At 48.1% G+C, this 16800-nt stretch carries 17 protein-coding genes, 1 tRNA gene and 1 riboswitch; of the genes, 5 read left to right on the forward strand and 13 right to left on the reverse strand.

The genetic code is table 11. The features are described 5' to 3' along the window. Positions 1-186 precede the first annotated feature (186 nt). Positions 187-1482: a cation:dicarboxylate symporter family transporter gene (locus KNQ13_RS04040; protein ID WP_209548127.1), complete on the reverse strand. Its 1296-nt coding sequence runs from the start codon at positions 1480-1482 to the stop codon at positions 187-189. A 290-nt stretch (positions 1483-1772) separates the two neighbouring features. After that, positions 1773-1856, forward strand: a riboswitch (cyclic di-GMP riboswitch). A gap of 24 nt (positions 1857-1880) precedes the next feature. On the opposite strand from KNQ13_RS04040, the gene KNQ13_RS04045 reads away from it, so the two are divergent. Next, on the forward strand, positions 1881-2693 hold the full coding sequence (locus KNQ13_RS04045; RefSeq protein WP_209548126.1) for a hypothetical protein: 813 nt from the start codon (positions 1881-1883) through the stop codon (positions 2691-2693). 87 nt (positions 2694-2780) lie between these two features. On the opposite strand, the gene KNQ13_RS04050 is transcribed toward KNQ13_RS04045, so the two are convergent. Next, the gene (locus KNQ13_RS04050) at positions 2781-3836 is read right to left on the reverse strand and encodes an NAD(P)/FAD-dependent oxidoreductase (protein ID WP_209548125.1); all 1056 of its coding nucleotides are present in this window, start codon (positions 3834-3836) and stop codon (positions 2781-2783) included. A 184-nt stretch (positions 3837-4020) separates the two neighbouring features. On the opposite strand from KNQ13_RS04050, the gene KNQ13_RS04055 reads away from it, so the two are divergent. The 4 genes from KNQ13_RS04055 to KNQ13_RS04070 are packed head-to-tail and all read left to right on the forward strand — an operon-like array spanning position 4021 to position 7802. After that, positions 4021-4812, forward strand: a complete 792-nt coding sequence (locus KNQ13_RS04055; RefSeq protein ID WP_014971488.1) for an ABC transporter ATP-binding protein — start codon at positions 4021-4023, stop codon at positions 4810-4812. Positions 4813-4815: 3 nt separating this feature from the next. After that, the gene (locus KNQ13_RS04060) at positions 4816-5727 is read left to right on the forward strand and encodes an iron-hydroxamate ABC transporter substrate-binding protein (protein ID WP_026830334.1); all 912 of its coding nucleotides are present in this window, start codon (positions 4816-4818) and stop codon (positions 5725-5727) included. A 24-nt stretch (positions 5728-5751) separates the two neighbouring features. Next, on the forward strand, positions 5752-6798 hold the full coding sequence (locus KNQ13_RS04065; RefSeq protein WP_201770335.1) for a FecCD family ABC transporter permease: 1047 nt from the start codon (positions 5752-5754) through the stop codon (positions 6796-6798). After that, positions 6795-7802, forward strand: coding sequence for a FecCD family ABC transporter permease (locus KNQ13_RS04070; protein ID WP_026830336.1), 1008 nt, complete (start codon positions 6795-6797; stop codon positions 7800-7802). The genes KNQ13_RS04065 and KNQ13_RS04070 overlap by 4 nt, the downstream gene beginning before the upstream one ends. A gap of 271 nt (positions 7803-8073) precedes the next feature. Here the strand turns inward: KNQ13_RS04070 and KNQ13_RS04075 are convergent, their stop codons facing one another. From KNQ13_RS04075 to KNQ13_RS04125, 11 genes are all read right to left on the reverse strand, one after another. After that, positions 8074-8559: a hypothetical protein gene (locus KNQ13_RS04075; RefSeq protein WP_026830337.1), complete on the reverse strand. Its 486-nt coding sequence runs from the start codon at positions 8557-8559 to the stop codon at positions 8074-8076. A gap of 33 nt (positions 8560-8592) precedes the next feature. Then, entirely contained in the window at positions 8593-9063 is a 471-nt protein-coding gene (locus KNQ13_RS04080) for a hypothetical protein (protein WP_026830338.1), read from the reverse strand. A gap of 21 nt (positions 9064-9084) precedes the next feature. After that, a complete protein-coding gene (locus KNQ13_RS15935) occupies positions 9085-9300 on the reverse strand; it encodes a hypothetical protein (protein WP_236624345.1) in 216 nt (71 codons plus the stop codon). A gap of 260 nt (positions 9301-9560) precedes the next feature. Beyond that, on the reverse strand, positions 9561-10037 hold the full coding sequence (locus KNQ13_RS04090; protein WP_026830339.1) for a hypothetical protein: 477 nt from the start codon (positions 10035-10037) through the stop codon (positions 9561-9563). A 14-nt stretch (positions 10038-10051) separates the two neighbouring features. After that, positions 10052-10501 (reverse strand): hypothetical protein, encoded by a 450-nt coding sequence (locus KNQ13_RS04095; RefSeq protein ID WP_026830340.1) that lies wholly within the window; start codon positions 10499-10501, stop codon positions 10052-10054. Between the two features lie 94 nt (positions 10502-10595). Then, positions 10596-10754, reverse strand: a complete 159-nt coding sequence (locus KNQ13_RS04100; protein ID WP_034774077.1) for a hypothetical protein — start codon at positions 10752-10754, stop codon at positions 10596-10598. A 170-nt stretch (positions 10755-10924) separates the two neighbouring features. Then, complete coding sequence (locus KNQ13_RS04105) at positions 10925-14665, reverse strand: S8 family serine peptidase (protein WP_026830341.1); 3741 nt, start codon at positions 14663-14665, stop codon at positions 10925-10927. Positions 14666-14914: 249 nt separating this feature from the next. Next, positions 14915-14987 (reverse strand) — tRNA-Ala (locus KNQ13_RS04110). 108 nt (positions 14988-15095) lie between these two features. Further along, a complete protein-coding gene (gene tatC / locus KNQ13_RS04115; RefSeq protein ID WP_026830342.1) occupies positions 15096-15875 on the reverse strand; it encodes a twin-arginine translocase subunit TatC in 780 nt (259 codons plus the stop codon). Between the two features lie 7 nt (positions 15876-15882). Next, positions 15883-16089 carry a twin-arginine translocase TatA/TatE family subunit gene (locus KNQ13_RS04120; protein ID WP_026830343.1) on the reverse strand — a complete coding sequence of 69 codons (207 nt, stop codon included), beginning with the start codon at positions 16087-16089 and terminating at the stop codon, positions 15883-15885. Next, complete coding sequence (locus KNQ13_RS04125; protein ID WP_026830344.1) at positions 16089-16748, reverse strand: redox-sensing transcriptional repressor Rex; 660 nt, start codon at positions 16746-16748, stop codon at positions 16089-16091. Before KNQ13_RS04125 ends, KNQ13_RS04120 begins: the two co-directional genes overlap by 1 nt. Positions 16749-16800 lie beyond the last annotated feature (52 nt).

Raw genomic sequence — 16800 nt, forward strand, 5'->3', positions numbered from 1 at the left:
GTTCATCGCCCGACTTCTACGGGAAAAGGAAGCACCGCTTCCGTCAGGAACAGGCGAGACCCGGTCGTCAGAGACGACCGCGGCTTGCGTTCCGCCCGAGAAAAGCGGGCGTGACAGACACGACACTGTATCCAGTGAACACAAAAAAAGACCAGATGACGAGTCATCTGGTCTGCTGTCCTAATATTATGCACTCTTGATTTGATCCTTCTTACCTTCCGTCGACATGAACTCATCGAGTTGATCGGAGTCGAGGACCCCTTCCCATTTCGCGATGACGAGTGAAGCGAGCGTATTGCCTGTTACGTTGACGACAGAACGCATCATATCCATGATCCGGTCGATTCCGGCGATGAAGGCCAGACCTTCAGGCGGGATCCCGACTGTCCCGAGCGTTGCCAGTAAGACGACGAACGAAACCCCAGGTACAGCTGCCATCCCTTTTGACGTCAACATCAAGACGAAGACGAGCGTCAACTGTGTGCCGATCGATAAATCGATGTTGTACATCTGCGCGATGAACAAGGCAGCCATTGCTTGATAAAGTGCTGATCCATCCAGGTTAAACGAATAACCGGTCGGAACGACGAAACTGACGATCGATTTCGGAACACCCATCTTCTCAAGTTTCTCCATGACGCGTGGTAAGACCGTTTCCGACGATGCCGTCGAATACGTCAGGAGTAACTCATCTTTGAAGACACGGACGAAATCCGACACGCGGATCCCGACCCATTTCATGATGGATCCAAAGACGATGACCATGAACAACAGTGCTGTCACATATAAAGTAGCAATCAGTTTGAACAACGAACCAAGTGATTCGATTCCGAATGTCGAAACGGTCACCCCAATCAAGGCGAAGACACCGAGCGGCGCAAACTTCATGACGATGTTAACCAAGTTGAACATCGCTGCTGCAACCCCTTCAAAGAAGCGGACGACCGGTAACCCTTTTTCTCCCGCAAATCCGACACCGAGTCCAAACAGGACAGAGAAGAAGATGATCGCAAGCATATCCCCACGCACCATCGCGTCCAAGATGTTCGTCGGAACGATGTTGACGATTTTTTCAACGAGTCCCTGATCTTGAGTCGTCTCTTCCGTCTCGACATAGGTCGAGATGTCCGTCTTGTCGAGTGTCGCCATGTTGATGCCGGCACCCGGCTCGACGAGATTTGCTGCAAACAAGCCGGTAAAGATCGCGATCATCGTGACGATCGTAAAGTAACCGAGTGTCTTGACGCCAAGACGTCCAAGACTTTTCGGACTACCGACCGACGAAACACCGAGAACGATTGTCGTAAAGACGATTGGAACAACGATCATTTTCATCATCCGGATAAAGATGTCACCGATTGGCTTCAGCCACTCCGCAACGTATGGATTCCCGTAAAAGACACCGCCGACAGTGATCCCGAGAATCAATCCGATTAAAATCTGCCAAGCAAGACCAATGGGCTTGCGTTTTGTTGTTACCATATAAATTCCTCCTACTCTCTTGCAAAAAAAACACAATAAGAGCATTTTGTCCTAAAGACAGAGCGTTGTCAAACCTATCTGTTATAGCACAATACAAAAAAGACATAGCTTTCATTTGAAAAACAGAAACCATCTAAACAGTATTCATTTCATTTTAATGGTTTTGATTGACCCTTTCCTGAATCTTAATTAACCCACGAGCTGATTATATATTTTACTGACTCGTTATTTAAAACCCTCCCCTCTCTATAAAAACGAATCACTTATACTAAACGTACGGTTCTTCACTGGAATCGAACGGGCAAACCCACAGAAATGTGGTGGCGCAAAACTATAGGGGCTACCGCTTCAAGCTATGCTTGCCAGTTACCGAAATTCAAAAAAGGAGACTACACAACATGAAAAAAATGAATTATGTAGTAACTGCCGGTCTTGCTTGTACTTTAATGCTCACTCCGCTCGGCTCAATCGACGCCAAGAGTAAGACATCGAAGTATGACCGCAACAAGAATGGGATCCATGACAGCTGGGAAAAGAAGTACAAGCTCAAAGGAAAGAAACTGGCCCAGCAAGATACAGACCATGATGGGTTAAGTAACTATACAGAATATAAACTCGAACTTAGTCCACGAAATCAAGACAGCGACCGGGACCGTATTAGTGACGCGAACGAAGATACGGACCGAGATGGCTTAAGTAACACCATTGAACTCGAACTTGGAACGAAACCCTATACACGTGACTCCGATCGCGATGGTATCCTCGATGGCAAAGAGCGCAATCAGGCCGGTCATCGGTACGAAGACATGTTGAAAAAAATGAAGATCAAACTCGCAACAGAGACAACAGAAAGTCAGATCGAGTACCACTTCAAAAAGAAAAAGAGTCATCTGCGTGTCAAAACGAATGATGCCACGGTCGATGAAGCCCGTGTGCGTCAATTGATTCAGTTCATTGAATCGAATCCGAAAATGACGGAAGAAGAATTACGCGCACAGCTCATCAGCCTGTTCGCACTTTCAGGTTCTTATCAATTGAAAATCGAACTCGAGTATTTCAATCGTGCAGAAACGAAATCCGAGCATCGTCATGTCGACGAAGATGATCAAGATACGGATCAGGATGATCAGGGTCAGGACGAAGACGAAGATGACGATGACCAGGACGACGATGAAGACGATGAAGACGAAAATGAGGAAGATGACGATTAACGACTGAACGAACCAAAAAACACCTGCTTTTCAGAAAACCGATGTCCATGTGACAAGGTCGAACTGAAAGACAGGTGTTTTATTTTTTCACTTCTGATTGACCATTTCCTGAATCAGTTCCCGGTTCCGTTTCTTAAAGACTTCATTATGGGAAGAAACCATCGCGACTTTTGCTGCGTCCGGTTCGATGAACTTTTTCGCCCGGTTGACGGCATTCGCCGCATCCTGGAACGCCCCGGAAATCAGGTGGACTTTTCCGTCGTGCGACAAGATATCACCTGCCGCATACAAGCCGGGAACACTCGATTCACTCGATGCCGTTCCTTCAATATAGAAGTCATCGACCTGCTTCAACTCCAGTTCACAGTTCGCCAGTAACTCGGCGTCCTGTTCGTAGCCGTGGTTGATGATGACCTCATCAATCTCAAGGGCCAACGTTTCATTCGTCGCACAATCGATCAGTTCGACGGAAGCGATCCGGTGATGGTCGTCACTGGCGATTAATTTATGGATCGTCGTATTCAGGAGACAAACGGCGGAACTGTTCACGAGTTGCTCGACTTGCGCTTCATGCCCCTCGAAGCAGTCTTTCCGGTAGGTGACATAGACTTTTTTCGCGACCGGTTCGAGTTCATTCGCCCAGTCAATCGCCGAGTTGCCGCCGCCGGAAATGATGACGGTCTTGTCTTTAAAGCGTTCAATCGATTTGACGGTGTAGTTCAAGTTCGACACTTCATACCGTTCCGCGCCCTCGATCTTCAATTTCTGCGGATTGAGGATTCCGCCGCCAACCGCGACAATCACCGTTTTCGAATAATGAATCATTCCTGATTCTGCTTCTAAGACAAAGTTCCCAAAAGCGTCCTTTGTGATGGAGATGATTTTTTCATTGAGATGGACCATCGGATTAAACGTCAGTCCTTGTTCGACGAGCTGTGCCATCAACTTCGCACCGGTAATCGGCGGCTGACCGCCAACGTCCCAAATCATCTTTTCCGGATAGACGTGAATCTTGCCACCCAGTTCTGCCTGATATTCGATCAATTTTGTCTTCATTCCGCGTAGTCCACTATAGAAAGTAGAGTATAACCCGGCCGGGCCTCCACCAATTACCGTTACATCAAACAATTCCTGTTGCTCCATCTCAATCACTCCCTCACGATTCAATACGACTGATTATCATTCTCATTCCCAATAATAACGTGAACATGTCTTGAAGACAAGAAAAAATGTTGACAGCGTTTTTATGAAACTGGTATGGTTAGGTGGACGATAGTGATAATCATTATCAATGAAAACGGTTTTAACCGAGAAGGAGTCTGTGCGTATGGTACGTCTAGCAACAGAAGAAATCAGCATCGGTTACGGAGACCGTACCATCGTCAAAGACTTGACGGTTCAGATTCCCGATCGACAAATCACGACGATCATCGGGGCGAACGGCTGCGGAAAATCAACTTTACTCAAGGCGATGACCCGGATCATTCCCCATCAATCGGGACGCGCATTACTCGATGGTCTCGATATTGCCAAGGAAAGTACAAAACTGCTTGCCCGGAAAATGGCTATTCTGCCCCAGACACCGGAAAGCGCAAGTGGTCTGACGGTCGCAGAGCTTGTCTCATACGGTCGCTTTCCTTATCAGAAAGGGTTTGGTCGTTTAACGAAACACGATTACGAGATCATTGATTGGGCGCTCGAAGCAACGGATACGATGGCGTTTAAACATCGTCCGGTCGACGCTTTGTCCGGTGGTCAGCGGCAACGCGTCTGGATCGCGATGGCGCTTGCGCAAGAGACGGACATCATCTTTCTCGATGAGCCGACAACCTATCTTGATCTCGCGCACCAGCTCGAAGTCCTCGAGTTGCTCGAACAACTCAACCGGACGGAAGGTCGGACAATCGTGATGGTGTTACACGATTTGAACCAGGCGGCACGTTTCGCCGATTACATCATCGCTATGAAACATGGTGAAGTCGTCAAAGCCGGAACGTGTGAGGAAGTCATCTCAAAAGACGTCCTCAAAGATGTATTCCATATCGATGCCGAAATCGGTCGTGATCCGCGCACGCATAAACCGATGTGTGTCACCTACAACTTAATTAAGGGAGATTGAATCATGAAAAAGCTTTTATTACCGGTTCTTTTATTGTTAACGCTTGTGATTGCCGCATGTGGCAATACGGAGAAAAAAGAAGAGACATCGTCTGCCGATACAAAAAAAGAAACGATTACCTATAAATCCGAAAAAGGTGACGTCGAAGTCCCGGCTGATCCAAAACGTGTCGTCGTCCTGGCTGGTTTCGCCGGTAACGTCATGGCGCTCGACGTCCCGCTCGTCGGTGTCGACTCGTGGTCAAAATCAAATCCGAAATTTGACCTGAAAGACGTCCAAGAAATCTCAGAAGAAAACGTCGAAAAAGTCATCGAACTCGAGCCGGATCTCATCATCGGATACGATACGACAAAAAACATCGATAAATTTAAAGAAATCGCACCAACTGTCACGTACACATACGGCAAAGTCGACTACTTGACGCAACACATCGAAATCGGGAAATTGCTCAACAAAGAACAAGAAGCACGCGACTGGGTCAAAGACTTCAAAACACGTGCAGCAGACGCTGGAACAGAAATCAAAGCGAAAATCGGTGACGATGCGACAGTTTCTGTCATCGAAAGCTTCGACAAACAACTCTACGTCTTCGGCGACAACTGGGGCCGCGGCACAGAAATCCTCTACCAAGAGATGAAATTGAAAATGCCGAAAAAAGTCACAGAGATGGCGTTAAAAGACGGCTACTACGCGTTATCACCTGAAGTCTTACCTGAATATGCAGGCGATTACCTGATCTTCAGCAAGACAGCAGAAGCGGATAACTCGTTCACGGAAACGGACACATACAAAAATATCCCTGCCGTTAAGAACAAGCAAGTCTACGAAGTCGATTCAAAAGAATTTTACTTCAACGATCCACTCACATTGGAACGTCAACTGGAGTTCTTCAAGAAAAGTTTCCTTGGCGCGTAACGTATACTAAAGGAGGGAGCCTCAATGCTCCCTCCTTTTTTGGATTCATACAAACTGGAGGCGATACCTGTGTCATCCGCTCGACTACCATTTGGATTAAAAATTTCATTCGGACTGGTCCTCTTCGTCGTCATGTTCTGGATTTCGATGACGTTCGGTGCTGCTGATACGTCAATCCGTGAAGTCTGGAACGCCTTGACGTTTGGTCCGCTCAACGATAAAGCAAAAATCATTCAAGAAATTCGCCTCCCGCGGGAACTCGCCGCGATTCTCGTCGGCGCGGCGCTCGGCGTCTCGGGTGCCATCATGCAGGCGATGACCCGCAATCCCCTGGCAGATCCCGGTCTGCTCGGCTTGACCGCCGGTGCCAATGCGGCGCTTGCCTTAGCGATCGTCTTCATTCCCGGTATCAACTATTACGGCATCATGCTCGCCTGCTTCATCGGTGCAGCATTTGGTGCAGCACTCGTCTTCGGCATCGGCGCTTCCCGTCAAGGCGGCTTCTCCCCACTGCGGATTGTCCTCGCCGGTTCGGCGATTTCTGCCTTCCTCTACGCAATTGCGGAAGGAATCGGGCTTTACTTTAAGATTGCTCAGGACGTCTCCCAGTGGACGTCAGGCGGGCTTGTCGGGACGACGTGGGGACAACTGCAAGCGATCACACCGGTCATCCTCATCGGGACATTGATTGCGATGATCTTCTCACGCCAGTTGACGATTCTCAGTCTGTCGGAAGAAGTCGCACTTGGTCTTGGTCAAAACATCACCCGGATCAAAGCTGTGTTGTACGTCGTCGTCATCCTGCTTGCCGGTGCTGCCGTCGCCTTAGTCGGCAACATGGCGTTCATCGGATTGATGATTCCGCATATCGTCCGGGCAATCGTCGGGACCGATTACCGTTACATTCTGCCGATGACGGCCGTATTCGGAGCGACGTTCATGTTGCTTGCTGATACGATCGGTCGGACGCTGTTTGCACCGTACGAGACACCGGTCGTCGCGATCGTCTCGATGCTCGGTTTACCGTTCTTCTTATTGATTGTCCGTAAAGGAGGTCACGTTTTCTCATGATGGAAACTCGTTTACGCAACCGTCAACGCTTGATCTTTTTCATTTTAAGTGTGCTATTGCTCGGCACGATCGTTATCAGTATCGGTCTTGGTCCGGCATCCGTCTCATACGATCGTCTGTTGCCGACGTTATTCGGTCAAGGGACGTTCAAAGAAGACTTCGTCTTGTTCTCCCTGCGGTTGCCACGAATTATCATTACCTTACTTGCGGGAATGGCGCTCGCCTTGTCCGGTTCGATTTTGCAAGGTATCACTCGGAATGAACTGGCCGATCCCGGCATTATCGGGATTAACACAGGAGCCGGTGTTGCGGTGGCGATTTTCTTCCTCTATTTCCCGGTTGATGTCGGCTCATTTATCTACGGATTACCGGTTGCTGCATTCTTAGGTGCTTTAGTGACGGCCGTAGCCATTTACGCGCTTTCTTACGACCGGAATCGCGGCTTGCAACCGATTCGTCTGATTTTGACCGGCGTCGGCTTCTCGATGGCGTTATCCGGTATCATGGTCATCTTGATCTCGTCGACAAAACGCGAGAAAGTCGACTTCATCGCCAAATGGCTCGCCGGTAACATCTGGGGCACGGACTGGACGTTCGTTTACGCCTTGCTGCCTTGGCTGATCGTCTTGATTCCGTTTACGCTGTATAAAGCCAATAAACTCAATCTGCTCGCTTTAAACGAACCGATTGCGATTGGTGTCGGGGTCGCGATTGAGAAGGAACGGATTCAACTGTTGCTGACAGCAGTCGCACTCGCGGCGTCCGCCGTCTCCGTCACCGGTGGAATTTCCTTTATCGGCTTGATGGCACCGCATATCGCCCGTGCCCTCGTCGGTCCACGTCATCAATGGTTCTTGCCGATTGCCCTTTTGATCGGTGGCTGGTTACTCGTCTTGGCGGATACGATTGGACGGAACATCGCCGATCCGGACGGTATTCCCGCCGGTATCGTCGTTGCGCTGATTGGTGCCCCGTACTTTATTTATCTGCTGCTGAAGAAGTAAGAAAACTGATCAACCAACAAGAAATGATTTCTTGTTTCACTCGCTTTCCTCAGGCGAGACACAAGCCAGTTTTCCTGCCCAGTTGGACAGGAAAGCGGGTCTTGTTTGTCTCTGGCAGCGCAAGTTGCCTTGCGCTTCTTCCTGCAGGAGTCTCGTGAATCGAATCATGTTTTAAACGAAAACAAGGAGGTGGACCTGAGTCCCCTCCTTGTTTTTTTAGAAAACGTACTTTGAGCCAGTCTATTTTTTTAAAGACTAGTGATTTTGTTGTTCAATATTTAACGCGTTGCGCTTCCCGTTCCGCCTCAATCAGCTCGCGCTCTGACAGATGTGTCGGATCAAGACGTTTGATCCGCGAATCGACGAGACGGTCGAGCGATAAGACCGAAAGTAAGAAAACGACGAACGGTCCGATGTATTCAGGACGTGGTACGTACGGAATCAGAACCTGAGCGGCAACGACGATCAACAGCTCACTGAGCGTAATCAAGACGTATGGTAGTCCAAGATGGTCCCAGACATCTGTCCGATCAAATCGTTTCGTCAGGTAACGATATTTCAAGACACGAACGATCCATTGATAAGCAAGCACCGGAATCAATAAAAAATAATGAAATGAAGACTCACTGAGATGCCAATCGTCGGCTAGTAAAAGAAACAGTACCAAGACGGCTGCAAACAAACCCGTTTGCACATAACGAGCGCGTTTCGTAAATCGGATATAATCGATTTTTCGTTGCCGCTCAATCTTTTCCATACTTATCCCTCCCTTTTCTGCAAGAGTCACCAGTTACTTTTTCCGGTACTGTTCAATCTCCCGCATCGTCACAAAAGCGGGATCCAGTTGTTTCGCCGTCGTATTTAGTTTGGAAACAAATAGCGTAATCACCAGCACCCAGATCAGAAGCATCGCAAACGTGACACCATAATATTGCGGGAAGACGTTTCCCGCATAAATTAAAATCACTGGTACGAGATAACCGATGATGGAAGCACGGCTGACTTTCAAAACCGTCTGTTGATACAGTTCGGCCGGTAAGCGTTTTTTTAGAATCCGCAAACGCATGATTTCACGGACGACCCCTGCGAGACAAAGTGCAGTTAACGCAAATAAGGTGAATAAACCCGTTTCCCAAAAGCTCGGGATGAACCACCCGATGACTGCCAGCACTAATACGGGAATCAGCATTAGATACTGGACTTTTTTGATAGGCGGTCCGAGCAAGTTTAACCGTGCATTTTTTTCAAGCAATGTATTCATTTAATTTTCTCTCCTACTTTTTTATACATTTTTATAGACTTCCTGGTCACTGACAAAATCCGGATCATCACTCAGTTGCAGTTTCTTGAACAACCCATATAGCGGAATCAGAATGAGCATCAGGCTCAGCCACATCTGCCAAAACGGACGATCCATCGTCGCTACCATCAGGACAACGAAGATCGCATACAGGATGACTTGATAGATGATCCAAAAACGCCACTGTTTGGTTGCCAATTCTTCTCCGATATATGATTCAAGAATCCTACGTTTTTGACTTGATAACGAAGATTGGATCCAAGGAAAGCAGCCGGAAACAACAGCGTCAATAGAACCGAATCAAACAGTGTCATTAAAATTCCGATACCCATCAAAAGTAGAGCTGTCCATAACCACTTCGTTCCTAAAAGGTCTTTCTCCATGTAAGCAAGCGTCAACTCATGTAACCGTTCGTCCCGTGCCGTGCGCATGATGTTCTCTCCTTTAACTTAACCCTGTCATTCTTCCAGATACTTGACGTGCTTGTGCACTTCCTGATCACTGACGAAGTCGGGATCGCCTGACCGCGCCATCGTCTTAAATAACCAGTCGGTTGCGAAGTAGAGTGGCACCAGAACCAGAACCATCCAAAAGGTCATCTTCCACCAAGACAGTTTTTTTGTTTCGAGCACTACGATGAACAGCGACGAATATAACACAAACTGAATTCCAAGCCACAGCATCCACTGTGTCATCACTTGATCTTTTGAGAGATACCGTTCTAAAATTTTGCGTTTTTCCCATTGGAACGGGAAATCAAAAATCAGATAGACGAGCGGCAACAGACCGAAGTAAAGTGCTGAATCCATCGTTTCCGAAAAGATTCCAAGCATCGCAGCCACTGCCGCCATCACCCAGCCCTTTTTTTGAAATTGACTTTTGTCGATATAGGCAAGCGTCAGTTCATGTAGTCGTTCGTCCTTTGCCGTTTGCATCCGGCTATCCCCCTTTATCCTTGCTGGATGTCTGTTTCACTGATATAAGTCGGATCAATCTGTTTTGAACGATAGATCAAAAAGCGTCGACAGAGCCAGTAAAACGGGATGACGCCAAGACACAGTCCGAGCAAAAAGACCGTGCTCGAACGATTGGCCGTGAGAACAATCAAAACAGCCAACGCTCCATATTGAAACAGGCCGACTCCGACATGCAGACGGAACAGACGACTTGCCGATTTTTCCGTCGTATAACGGGCAACCACTTGAAAACGCCGGTGTTGCACCGTGGCATCATAGACGAAGTACAAAATTGGAATGATCAAGGCCAGCAACGGTTGCTCAATCATGCTGCTGACGAATAAAAAGAGTGCCAGGACACCCCATACTTTAGCAGTCGTTCGTTGATGCATCTCTTGATAAAGCGCTTTTAATTCGGTTTGTTGAACTGTTCCAATTTCCATCCGGGCACGTTCCTTTCGTTTGCTCTTTACTGTCATATACTTACAGTTTACCAGTTACGTTTCAAAAAAAAAGAAACTTCTACAAAAGAAGTTTCTACGACGAGACTTGAATGATTAAATAAATGACGCTATAGGCAACGATTGCTAACGGAATCATTGCGACACCGATCAACCAGCCGTTCTTATCACGTATTCCGAGATACAGAACAAGACAGCCGACGATGAAGGCGATCAACGTTGTGAATGGATTCATACTAATTCCCCCTCAAAAATAACCTATTAAGAAATTTCCCATTCCCGGAACTTGATAAACACCTAAAGCGTTGTCTCAGCCGTTCAGACGGAAACGTTTTGTGTCCGACCACAAAAAAAAGTGCCGGACAGGACGGAATTCCACCCTGCCAAGCACTTTTCATAAAAGAATTACTTCTTCGTAATGACAACTTTTTTCTCGACGACATGGCCGCCTAAGTCAGTCAGTTTCAGGTTGTAGACGTTTTGACCTTTTTTCAAGGTAACGGTTTTGTTGATTGTCTTCTTGAATGCACGCATCTCGTATGGTTCTTTGAACGAACGGCGGTACTCGGCATTGCCGTTCAGATCAAAGCGTAACTCATCGTAGTTGTCGCGCAGGACGATCGTCATCTTCGCTGTTTTGGTTTTGCTTGAAACCGTTGTTGGTGCCGTCACACGGATCGTCGGACGTTCCGAATCGATGATGACTTGACGGCTGAAGGCGACACGGTTGCCTTTTCCATCGTACGCTTCGACTTTAAACGATTTCACGCCGTCTGTCGTATACGTGATGTTCTGGCTGAACGCATAGTGTTGTTGCGCGGCATCCCAGCGTAATTTCACGGATTTGCCGTTGATTTTAAATGACTTCACGCCTGACTCGTCGGCAACGTTACCTGTTACGGTCACTTGTTGCGACGTCGTTAAGGCAAGTGCTTCCGGTGTGTCGATTTGGACACTCGGCACCGCTTTGTCGACGCCTGTCGTGTTGACGTTTTTCTTGACGATGTTGCCCGCGTAATCAGAGACGACGAACGTGACTTTCGCGCGGCTCGGAAGATCCGTCAGCGTGTAATTTTTAGCAGACGGAGCAAGCGGTTGTTTCAAGACACTTTTGCCGTCAACGAGAAGATCAAATGAAGCGATACCTGTTCCTTGATCACCGGCTGTCCATGAGACGGCCTTCTTGTCAGCATCCCATTTGACGGTCGCAGCCGGTACTTTCGTATCGACATAGATCGGGAATGTCGCGGTCTGCCATTTCGCATTCGGGTAATCGACGACTGATTTCACTTGGTAGTAGTACAGACCGTCTTTGACTTTTGAACCGTTGATCGTTCCATCCCACGCGGCGTTCGTCACCGGCGTAAAGCCTGGTTCCGCTCCACCATCGTAGTAGTTCTTGACGACATCCGACTGGGTTTCGAGTTTACGGAGTGGTGACTGGTTGCGGTCGAGAATCGAATACTCGACTTTCTTCGCATTCCGTAAGAACGAGAGAACCGGGAATGCCTCATCCGCACTGCCGTCGCCGTTCGGAGAGAACGAAACTTTTTCTTTGACGACTTTACCGAGCGCATTCGTACCGAGGAAGTTAAAGTCATCCTTCACTTCTGTCGCAAGACCCGTGATGCCGTAGAATGTGTTGCCGTCATAGAGTGGCGCATCCACGATCGGTGCTTTGTCCCATGCCCCTTTAAAGCCGACATACGGAACCGTCAACTCCGGGTTTTTGCTGTTTGCATCGACGAGACGGACGAATCCTTCGACGAAGTAGCCGTTTTCGAAGATCGTGTCGAGTGGTGCACCGTTCGCCCAATCAACCGTGTCTTTTAAGTCGACCGTGACGTTAACTTTCGTCGTACTCTTCGCATTGATCGCGACCGAGCTTGCTTTCTTCGAGCCGACCGTGAAGGAAATCGGGAACGTGCCTTTGTTGGCATCGACCGCATCCACTGTTCCTTTTTTGAAGATACCATTCGCCTCGAGCAGGTTCTGACCTTCAACTGCGAGATCCGATTGAACGGTACCGGCCAGTTTGTACGTTAACTTCTCATTGCTGTAGTTCTTCAAGTCTAACGTGAAGGTGAACTTGTCACCGACTTGTTTTAAGGCTGCTTTTCCTTCGCCCGACTTCGTTTCCGTCACGACGACCGGTGTTTTCATCGCCGCACGCAAGTCCATCAGACCCGCTCCTTCACGACGCGGCGAGTAATAATTGCCGGTTTTCGCTTCCGCATTGTACTTCCCTTTATCGAGTTGCGGACGTGATGTGTTCATCAAGATCGTCTTCGCGAGTTTGACACGTGTCGCACCGCTGACCTTAAAGTCCTTGTCGATCCGTTGCATGACAAGCGCCGTTCCACCGGCGACGTGTGGTGCCGCCATCGATGTCCCGCTCATGACGCCGTATTCGTTATCGTTGAGCGTCGAATAAATTTTTCCGCCTGGTGCCGTGATTTCCGGCTTGAAGTCAAGGTTCGGTGTGACACCCCATGACGTGAAGTCAGACATTTCGCCGGCAACCGGATTCGGACTGGAGACCGCTTTTCCGTCGAACGTCACCGTCAATGCTTTGCCGTCTTTTGCTTTCGCTTCGAGTTCGTTTCCGTCGGCAATGCTTAACGAGACGAGCGGAATCGTTGGTTTATTGAGCGCCATGCTGACGTAATCCCCGTGATCGACCCGACCGCGGACGATGACACCGGCTGCGCCTTGTTTCTCGGCTTCCGCCTGAATCATCCCGTAGTTGAAGCTGCCGTTCCGGACAACGAAGACGACTTTATCTTTGACGTCTTTATCCGCATAATTCGTTTCACTGCCATCACCGACATAGACGACATCCATCTTCTCTTTATCGAAGACCGCAATCGGATTCGGTGAATCTTGTTTTTGATAGGCGAGGTAACCGGCGTCCTGCCCGTCGACCGTCAACGCCATTCCTTCGAGTGTCAGCTGTGTGTTCTCGACCGATGCGACTTGTAGTGACTCACTGATCAAGCCCGGTGAACCGACGACACCGACGTCCGGATTCGACGCGTAGGGGTTTCCGGCGCCACTTCCGGCAAATGCCGAGTTTCCGGCTGAAATCGCACATAAAATGCCGTTGTTCATCGCATTAACGATTGCTTTTTGTTCCGGATCATCTTTTTGGACGAATGATGCCGTTGAACCGAGACTCATGTTGATGACGTCTGCTCCAAGCGCAATCGCATCATCAATCGCTTTGATGTAGATGTCACTGAATGTCGACGGCATCCCCGGGTCGTTTCCGAATACTTTCATCGCAAGAAGTTGTGTCTCAGGTGCAACCCCTTTGATGCCACCGTTCGCTTCATCGCCATTGGCACCCACTGTACCGGCAACGTGCATCCCGTGCATCGAAGCGCCCGGCCCGAGATCACGGATTTCGCTGTCGTGATCCGCATAGTTATAGCCATACGGTACTTTTTCCGTGAAGTAGTTTCCTTTTAGGCCTTTTGACGATTTAAAGCCTTCGACTTTTGATGATGTCAAATCGACTTTTGTCTCCGGACTGAGGACCATGTCCTTGTGCGTCGGATCGATTCCCGTATCGATGACGGCGACGATCGTCCCTTCCCCTTTATACCCGTAGTCCTGCCACGTCTGCTTCGCATTGACCATGTCTTTGCTATGTAACATGTTTGGCGTCGCGCCCTTTTCGACTTCCGGACGCGCATATTCGTGTGCGATATGTACATTTTTGATGCCGCTTAATTTCTTCAGTTCCTTGATTTCACCATATTTGACTTCCCCGCTGAACCCGTTCAAGACGGTCGTGAAGCTTTCCTTATAGGCAACCGCGATGTCTTTTTGAGCAATCGCTGCTTTGACTTCCTTCTGTTTGTTGACGATTTGATTCTTGAGAATGATTTTTTCCGTATTGCTTAACGCGCTGTAGCGTTTATTCTGGGCTTGTGCGTGCTCGATTGCTGCTTTTTGATCGAGTTCGACGACGATCCGGACTTTTTCATTTTGGCTGTATGACTTTTCCTGACCCGTTTTCTTGAGTGAGAGCGCTTGTGGTTTTTGTACATCCACTTTTTGTGATGACACATGTCCCTCAGCATGAACTAGGCTGGAAGATGTCATGAGGGCTGCTGCCACCAGTGCAATCTTCTTCTTCATTCTTTTTTCCCCTTTTCCGAAAGATGTAATGTGACCGAAAATCATTCCAAACTAAAATTCTGTATTTTCAGTTTAATTAATTTTCTCTTAATATACAATTTAAATTTGGTGCTTTTTAAAAGTATTTGTTTGTTTATGTCACCTGAAAATCAAATAACTCCTATATTTACCTTTTTTCATAAAAGGAATCATGATAAGGAAACACAAAAAAACCCTTGGTTTCCCAAGGGTTTGATCGATAAAACGGAATGGAGACTATCGGGCTCGAACCGACGACCTTTTGGCTGCCAGCCAAACGCTCTCCCAGCTGAGCTAAGCCCCCGTGTGTTTCTATTAAGAGTATAACCAGTCCTGTACATTTTTTCAATATAAAATTAGACCGCTTACAAAAAAACTCTCCTTGTCGCCTGGACAAAGAGAGTTTCACTACTTATTTATTTAAGTCACGCATCAAATCCGCCTGTCGCTCCAGTTCTGCCTGTTGCTCCAAGATCAGGACTTTTTTATACGTCCGCGCTGAAATCAGGATGCTGATTTCATATAAGACGAACAACGGGACAGAGATCATTAAATGCGAGGTGACGTCCGGTGGTGAAATCAACGCCGCGACGACAAATAATGCAAAGTAGGCATACTTCCGATTCTTCCGCATGAAGAACGGTGTCACCAGTCCGAGACGTGTCAAAAACATCGTCACGACGGGGAGTTGAAACAAGACACCAAACGGAATCGTCAATCGAATCAGGAAACTGAAATAGTTCTCGACGCCGATGACTTGTTCGATGCCAAGCTCTTGTCCGAGCTCCGTCGATACTTCAAGTAAAAACGGTAACAGCCAAAAGTAAGAAAACGAGATGCCGGCTAAAAATAAGAAGAACGTTACCGGAATATAGGTCAACGTCGCTTTTTGTTCTTGGTCATGCAAGCCGGGACGGATGAATGCCCAAAGCTGATACATCCAAAACGGTGACGCCAAGACGATTGCGATGATGAACGCAAGATTCAGATACAACATCAGTGGATCCGCCACGTTAAAGGCATTCAGCCCGATTCCAAGTTCTTTTAAGTCAGCCTGCAAAAATCGGACAAGCGGACGGACAAGCGGAAAGGCTGCGACGAACATGACCACCACGATGATGAGCGACCAGACGATCCGCTTGCGCAGTTCATCTAAATGCGTCGTCATACTCTGTTCTTGATCGATCGCCATGATTCACTCACTTCTCTTTCGTTTCGTCCTTTTTGTCTTTATCATCGTCCATGATGCCATGTGTTGCGCTCTTGAACTCTTTTAATGTCTGACCGGCGGCGCGGCCGAGCTCCGGTAATTTCTTCGGTCCGAAGATGATCAAGGCGACGACACCGATCAAGGCGATACTCCCTGGTCCCATAAATCCGACTGTTAACGGAATAAGGTTTTCCATTATGATTTCACTCCTTCAGCTGATTGCGAATAATGCTTCATGAAATAAACAAGCGACTGCAACTCGATCGACAAATCGATGTGATGGACCCGAACGTGAGCCGGTACGTTCAACCGGGCCGGTGTAAAGTTCAGAATGCCGGTCACACCATACTCAACTAACTCGTCCGCTACTGACTGCGCGAACTGCGACGGTACCGTCAAGATGGCAACATCAACCTTGTTCGCTTCGATTTGTTCTTTCATATCAGACACGTGATAAATCGGAACGTCTTGTGTCGTCGTTCCGACCTTCTCCTCATCGGCGTCAAACGCGATGACGATACGAGTACTATTATTCTTTAAAAAGTTATAATTTGCAAACGCTGTTCCGAGATGTCCGACCCCAACGAGGGCGACATTCGTGACTTCGTCTTGGTTTAATGTTTTTCGGAAAAATGTCAGTAAATGTTGGACATTGTAACCGTATCCTTTTTTCCCTAACGCCCCAAAGTAGGAAAAGTCACGACGGATCGTCGCCGAGTCGACTTTGACTGCTTCACTGAGCTCTGCTGACGAGACGCGCAGCTTGCCGGAGTTATAAAGACTCTGGATAAAACGATAATATAACGGCAGCCGTTTTGCCGTTGCTTGTGGTATTTTTGTGTCTGGCCCATTCATACTGCAGTTCCCCCTTCGGCCACGTTCTGACGTGGCACCCAAATCAATGCAA

This window comes from Exiguobacterium sp. s128, assembly GCF_018618815.1.
Classification (GTDB): Bacteria; Bacillota; Bacilli; order Exiguobacteriales; family Exiguobacteriaceae; genus Exiguobacterium_A; species Exiguobacterium_A antarcticum.

Coding starts and splice junctions, on each gene's coding strand:
- KNQ13_RS04070 (WP_026830336.1), top strand. CDS start 6,795: ATGATGGAAACTCGTTTACGCAACCGTCAACGCTTGATCTTTTTCATT.
- KNQ13_RS04055 (WP_014971488.1), top strand. CDS start 4,021: ATGGTACGTCTAGCAACAGAAGAAATCAGCATCGGTTACGGAGACCGT.
- KNQ13_RS04045 (WP_209548126.1), top strand. CDS start 1,881: ATGAAAAAAATGAATTATGTAGTAACTGCCGGTCTTGCTTGTACTTTA.
- KNQ13_RS04075 (WP_026830337.1), bottom strand. CDS start 8,559: ATGGAAAAGATTGAGCGGCAACGAAAAATCGATTATATCCGATTTACG.
- KNQ13_RS04080 (WP_026830338.1), bottom strand. CDS start 9,063: ATGAATACATTGCTTGAAAAAAATGCACGGTTAAACTTGCTCGGACCG.
- KNQ13_RS04060 (WP_026830334.1), top strand. CDS start 4,816: ATGAAAAAGCTTTTATTACCGGTTCTTTTATTGTTAACGCTTGTGATT.
- KNQ13_RS04050 (WP_209548125.1), bottom strand. CDS start 3,836: ATGGAGCAACAGGAATTGTTTGATGTAACGGTAATTGGTGGAGGCCCG.
- KNQ13_RS04105 (WP_026830341.1), bottom strand. CDS start 14,665: ATGAAGAAGAAGATTGCACTGGTGGCAGCAGCCCTCATGACATCTTCC.
- KNQ13_RS04065 (WP_201770335.1), top strand. CDS start 5,752: ATGCTCCCTCCTTTTTTGGATTCATACAAACTGGAGGCGATACCTGTG.
- KNQ13_RS04100 (WP_034774077.1), bottom strand. CDS start 10,754: ATGAATCCATTCACAACGTTGATCGCCTTCATCGTCGGCTGTCTTGTT.
- KNQ13_RS04095 (WP_026830340.1), bottom strand. CDS start 10,501: ATGGAAATTGGAACAGTTCAACAAACCGAATTAAAAGCGCTTTATCAA.
- KNQ13_RS04090 (WP_026830339.1), bottom strand. CDS start 10,037: ATGCAAACGGCAAAGGACGAACGACTACATGAACTGACGCTTGCCTAT.
- KNQ13_RS04125 (WP_026830344.1), bottom strand. CDS start 16,748: ATGAATGGGCCAGACACAAAAATACCACAAGCAACGGCAAAACGGCTG.
- tatC (WP_026830342.1), bottom strand. CDS start 15,875: ATGGCGATCGATCAAGAACAGAGTATGACGACGCATTTAGATGAACTG.
- KNQ13_RS04040 (WP_209548127.1), bottom strand. CDS start 1,482: ATGGTAACAACAAAACGCAAGCCCATTGGTCTTGCTTGGCAGATTTTA.
- KNQ13_RS04120 (WP_026830343.1), bottom strand. CDS start 16,089: ATGGAAAACCTTATTCCGTTAACAGTCGGATTTATGGGACCAGGGAGT.